Here is a 5,482-nt window from a genome sequence, read left to right as displayed (position 1 = left end):
ACCAATGATGCCAAAGTCGGGGTTTTTAGAGGTGCCCTTCAGTCGCGACGAGGCTTTCCCGGTAAGGCGCGTCGCGGCTGAAGCCGCTTCTACGCGAGCGCCCGCAGCTAGGCCGTCCGGACGCAGACGGCATCGGCACGACCTTGGCGTAGCCCCGCTCCTGGCGACACCGCATCGGCAGCGCCCTGACCAGAGGCCGCGCATCGGCATAGGCGCCCCCCTCGCGCGCCACGCCGGCTTGCGCCCTGCTCCGCCATCCCTATCCTTGCCGGACTGCCGCCGGCGCGGACCGCCAGCGCCGCCCCTCCCGAAGGACCGTCGATGCCGCCCCCGCCTCCGCCGCTGCCCCGCACTGCCGCCCGCAACCAGAATATCGATGCGATGGCCAAGCTCTCGCTGCTGATCGGGGTGCTGTCGCTGCTGTACTCGCTGGGCCAGGCGCTGTTGCTGCTGACGCTGCCGGACGGGGCGATCGAGGGCGTGCTGCGCGAGGCCGGGCTGCCGTTGCCGCCGCTGCTGCAGTGGTGCGTCGCCCATGCACTGGCGCTGTCCTGGCTGTCGGCGCTGCTGTCGGCGGGCCTGTGCGCGGCGTCGTGGGCGCTGCTGCAGCGGCGCGACTGGGCGCGGCGGGCCTTCATCGTGTTCCTGGTGGTCACCGCCGCGGCCAACTTCGCGGTGCTGCCGCTGCTGTTGCAACTGCTCGACCTGTTGCAGGTCTGGGCGCCGCAGCACGCCTTCGATCCGCAGCAACTCCAGCACGATCTGGCGCTGGGCCGGATCACGCTCATGGTCAGCGGCGCGCTGACCGCCCTGGTCTTCGCCGGCCTGCATGGCTGGCTGGTCTACCAGCTGTGCCGCCCCGCGCTGCGCGCCGAGTTCCGCCGCTGACGCGTGCCGACCGGCCCGCGCAGTCCGGGCAGTCCGCCGCAGACGCCTGACACAGCCAGCTTCTAGAATGGCGGCATGCATACCTTCGACCGCGTTCGCGACTATCTCACTGGCCTGCAAGACCGCATCTGTGCGGCGGTCGAGGCCGCCGACGGCCAGGCCCGTTTCGCCGAAGACCTGTGGCAGCGCGCGGAGGGCGGCGGCGGCCGCACCCGCATCCTGCGCGACGGCGCGCTGTTCGAGCAGGCCGGCATCGGCTTCTCCGACGTTGCCGGCACCCGCCTGCCGCCCTCGGCCAGCGCCAACCGCCCGGAACTGGCCGGCGCCTCGTGGCGCGCGGTCGGGGTGTCGCTGGTGTTCCACCCGCTCAGCCCGTACATCCCCACCACCCACGCCAACGTGCGCTACTTCGAGGCGCAGCGCGATGGCGCCACCGTGGCCTGGTGGTTCGGCGGCGGCTTCGACCTGACCCCGTACTACCCGTTCGACGAGGACGCCCGCCACTGGCACCAGACCGCGCACGACCTGTGCGCGCCGTTCGGCGAAGACCGCTATCCTGCGCACAAGCGCTGGTGCGACGAGTACTTCTTCCTCAAGCACCGCAACGAGACCCGCGGCGTCGGCGGCCTGTTCTTCGACGACCTGCATGCCGATTTCGAGCGCGACTTCGCCTACCAGCGCGCGGTCGGCGACGGCTTCCTCGACGCCTACCTGCCGATCGTGGAACGCCGCCGCGGCCTGCCCTGGGGCGAGCGCGAGCGCGAGTTCCAACTGTACCGGCGCGGCCGCTACGTCGAGTTCAACCTGGTCTACGACCGCGGCACCCTGTTCGGCCTGCAGAGCGGCGGCCGCAGCGAGAGCATCCTGATGAGCCTGCCGCCGCGGGTGCGCTGGGAGTACGGCTTCCAGCCCGAACCGGGCAGCGCCGAGGCGCGCCTGGCCGAGTACCTGGTCCCGCGCGAATGGCTGGCATGAGCGCGCCGGCACGTACCGCCGTGCTGGGCCGCGAGGACAAGCGCGCCATCGCCGAACAGTTGCAGGCCTACCTGCGCACCGAGTTGCAGCAGCAGGTCGGCGCGTTCGAGGCCGAATTCCTGCTCGACTTCGTCGCCGAGCGCATCGGCGCGCATTACTACAACCGCGGCCTGGACGATGCCCGCGCGCTGCTAGCCACGCAGCTGGACACCCTGGACGACGCGCTCTACCAACTGCAACAGCCCACCGACGCGCGCCGCTGAACGGGGTCGCGCACGCCGCCAGCACGGGGTCAAAAACCTGCGGGCATAAAAAAGCCCCGCGGACCAGGGGGAGGTCGGCGGGGCCAGGGAACGGAGACTTGGGGAGGAGTCGCCGTTCCTGGATCTGCTCCAGGGGATGGGAGGAGATCCGCGACAGGTATTGCGCCTGTCGAGGGATATAAGAACATTCCCCACCTTGCTCGTTCGTGAAGATTTAAGTTAAAAATTTGTCAGATTAAGGACGGATTCATTCCCGAAAATCCGCGCAAATAAACCGCGTCAAAATTCCGTTCAATCAAAGCGATCCTGCACGCCCCGGGGTGTGACGCCAGTAGGAATTTTGCGGCTTGTCGCGCCCGACGGGGTCAAAAAACCAACGCGAATGGGAAAGCGAAAATCGCGGGCGGGATAATCCTTCGGAAAACCCGCTGCGATATCCGGCGTGCATGCGCATGCGATGTCTACGCAAGACACCGCAGCGCCAGGTCGGGTCCCGGGTGCATGCCCGGAACCCGGGCACTCAATGCGCTTCGTCCCAGTTGTCGCCCACCCCGCTGTCCACCACCAGCGGCACCTTCAGCTCCGCCGCGGCGGACATCCGCCCGGTCACTTCCGGCAGCAAGGTGTCGACGAAGTCGGCATCGGCTTCGAACACCAGTTCGTCGTGCACCTGCAGGATCATCAACGCGCGGTCGCGGTGGTCCTGCAGCCAGGCGTCCACGCCGACCATGGCGCGCTTGATGATGTCGGCGGCGGTGCCCTGCATCGGGGCGTTGATCGCCGCGCGCTCGGCACCGGCGCGCAGGCCCTGCTGGCGGGCGTTGATGTCGTTCAGGTACAGGCGGCGGCCGAACAGGGTCTCCACGTAGCCCTGGGTGCGCGCCTGCTCGCGCATGCGCTCCATGAAGTCGCGCACGCCCGGGTAGCGGCTGAAGTACAGCGCCACGTAGTCCTGCGCCTCGCCGCGGCCGATGCCCAGGTTGCGGGCCAGGCCGAACGCGCTCATGCCGTACATCAGGCCGAAGTTGATCGCCTTGGCGGCGCGACGCTCGTTGCCGGTGACCTCTTCGAGCTTGCGCCCGAACACCTCGGCGGCGGTGGCGCGGTGCACGTCCACGCCGCTGCCGAAGGCGCGCAGCAGGCCCGGGTCCTCGGACAGGTGGGCCATGATCCGCAGCTCGATCTGCGAGTAGTCGCAGGCGATCAGCTTGCGCCCGGGCGGGGCGACGAAGGCGCGGCGGATGCGGCGGCCGTCGTCGGTACGGATCGGAATGTTCTGCAGGTTGGGATCGGAGGAGGACAGCCGCCCGGTGGCGGCGCCGGCCTGGTGGTAGCTGGTGTGCACGCGACCGGTGTCGGGGTTGACCATCTCCGGCAGCTTGTCGGTGTAGGTGCTGCGCAGCTTGGCCAGGCCGCGGTACTCCAGGATCACCCGCGGCAGCTCGTGCTGGTCGGCGATCGCCTCCAGCGCTTCTTCGTTGGTGCTGGGCTGGCCCTTGGGGGTCTTCAGCACCGCCGGCAGCTTCAGCTCGTCGAACAGCACCGCCTGCAGCTGCTTGGGCGAGTCCATGTTGAAGCTGCGTCCGGCCAGCGCGGTGGCCTTCTGCTGCGCGGCCAGCATGCGCTGGCTCAGATCCTGGCTCTGCTTGCGCAGCTCGGCGATGTCCACGCACACGCCGTTGGCCTCGACCCGCGCCAGCACCGGTACCAGCGGCATCTCGATCTCGCGGTAGACCCGCGCCAACGCCGGTTCGGCCTCCAGTTGCGCCGACAGGGTGCGGTGCAGGCGCAGGGTGATGTCGGCATCCTCGGCGGCGTAGCCGGTGGCGTCGTCGATGGCCACCTGCGAGAAGGCGATCTGCTTGGCGCCCTTGCCGGCCACGTCCTCGTACTTGACCGTGTCGTAGCCCAGGTAGCGCCGGGCCAGCGAATCCATGTCGTGGCGGCTGGCGGTGGAATTGAGCACGAAGCTCTCCAGCATGGTGTCGTCGGCGTAGCCGCGCACCTCCACGCCGTGGCGGCGCAGCACGTGCAAATCGTACTTGCCGTGCTGGCCGACCTTGGCCTTGGCCGGGTCCTCCAGCAGCGGCTTGAGCATCTCCAGCGCCAGCGCGCGATCCAGTTGCACCGGCGCGCCCGGGTAGTCATGGCCCAGCGGCAGGTAGTCGGCGCGGCCCGGCTCGGTGGCGAAGCTGAGCCCGACCAGGTTGGCGCGCATCGCGTCCAGCGCGTCGGTCTCGGTATCGAAGGCGAAGCCGTCGGCGGCGCGCAGGCGCACCAGCAGTGCTTCGAATGCCTCGGGTGTGGTCACCGCGGTGTAGTCGCCCTTGGCGGCCAGTGCCGGGTCCAGCGCCGTATCGGCGGCCGGCACCGCGGCCCGGGCATAGCCGGCGGCGGTGCCGCGCAGGCTGGGCGTCGCCTCGCTGGCGGCCTCCGGCGCGGCCACGCCGCCGTCCAGATCACGCAGCGCCTGGGTGAAGCCGTAGCGCTGGTACAGGCCGCGCAGCTGCTCCGGCTCCTGTTCGCGCAGGCCCAGGGTGCGAGGGCCGCCGGGCAGCGCCACGTCGGTCTTGATGGTGACCAGTTCGCGATTCAGCGGCAGGCGCTGCAGCGCCGCGCGCAGGTTGTCGCCGATCTTGCCCTTGATGGAGTCGGCATGGGCGATCACCCCGTCCAGCGAGCCGTACTCGGCCAGCCACTTGGCCGCGGTCTTGGGGCCGCATTTCTCCACGCCCGGCACGTTGTCGATGGCGTCGCCCATCAGCGCCAGCAGGTCGACGATCTGGTGCGGCCAGACCCCGAACTTCTCCATCACCGCCGCATCCGAATCCATGCGGCTGCCGCTCATGGTGTTGACCAGTTGCACGCCGGGGCGCACCAGCTGGGCGAAATCCTTGTCGCCGGTGGAGATGGTGACGTCCAGGCCGTCGCCGGCGCCCTGCAGGGCCAGGGTGCCGATCACGTCGTCGGCCTCGACCCCGTCCTCGCGCAGGATGGTGATGCCCAGCGCATGTACGATCTGGCACATCGGCTCGACCTGCGCGCGCAGCTCGTCGGGCATCGGCGGGCGGTTGGCCTTGTACTGCGGGTACAGGTCGTCGCGGAAGGTCTTGCCCGGCGCGTCGACCACGAAGGCCACGTACTCGGGGCGCTCCTTGAGGGTGGCGCGCAACATGTTGACCACGCCGAACAGCGCGCCGGTGGGCTCGCCGGCGGCATTGGTCAGCGGCGGAAGCGCGTGGAACGCGCGATACAGGTAACTGGACCCGTCGATCAGGACTAATCGGCTCATCGGCCAATTCTACGCTGCGGCGTGTGGCCCCTCTCCCGTCGGGAGAGGGGTTGGGGTGAGGGTG

General features: G+C 69.5%; 4 protein-coding genes. 3 read left to right on the top strand and 1 reads right to left on the bottom strand.

Going from position 1 to position 5,482, the window contains the following annotated elements; genetic code table 11:
* The first annotated feature begins 381 nt into the window (after nucleotides 1-381).
* The 3 genes from D588_RS0100800 (at nucleotide 382) to D588_RS0100790 (ending at nucleotide 2,126) form a co-directional block, all read left to right on the top strand.
* Complete coding sequence (locus tag D588_RS0100800; RefSeq protein WP_232764183.1) at nucleotides 382-888, top strand: hypothetical protein; 507 nt, start codon at nucleotides 382-384, stop codon at nucleotides 886-888.
* A 75-nt stretch (nucleotides 889-963) separates the two neighbouring features.
* Nucleotides 964-1,863, top strand: coding sequence for an oxygen-dependent coproporphyrinogen oxidase (gene hemF / locus D588_RS0100795; RefSeq protein ID WP_017910342.1), 900 nt, complete (start codon nucleotides 964-966; stop codon nucleotides 1,861-1,863).
* Entirely contained in the window at nucleotides 1,860-2,126 is a 267-nt protein-coding gene (locus D588_RS0100790) for a DUF2164 domain-containing protein (protein WP_017914139.1), read from the top strand. Before hemF ends, D588_RS0100790 begins: the two co-directional genes overlap by 4 nt.
* Nucleotides 2,127-2,646: 520 nt before the next feature.
* Here the strand turns inward: D588_RS0100790 and polA are convergent.
* The gene (polA, locus tag D588_RS0100785; RefSeq protein ID WP_017914625.1) at nucleotides 2,647-5,418 is read right to left on the bottom strand and encodes a DNA polymerase I; all 2,772 of its coding nucleotides are present in this window, start codon (nucleotides 5,416-5,418) and stop codon (nucleotides 2,647-2,649) included.
* Nucleotides 5,419-5,482: the final 64 nt, after the last annotated feature.

The organism is Xanthomonas sp. SHU 308, assembly GCF_000364645.1.
Classification (GTDB): Bacteria; Pseudomonadota; Gammaproteobacteria; order Xanthomonadales; family Xanthomonadaceae; genus Xanthomonas_A; species Xanthomonas_A sontii.
The sequence above is the reverse complement of the archived record's forward strand: the minus strand, read 5'-3'. Positions and strand labels throughout refer to the sequence as shown.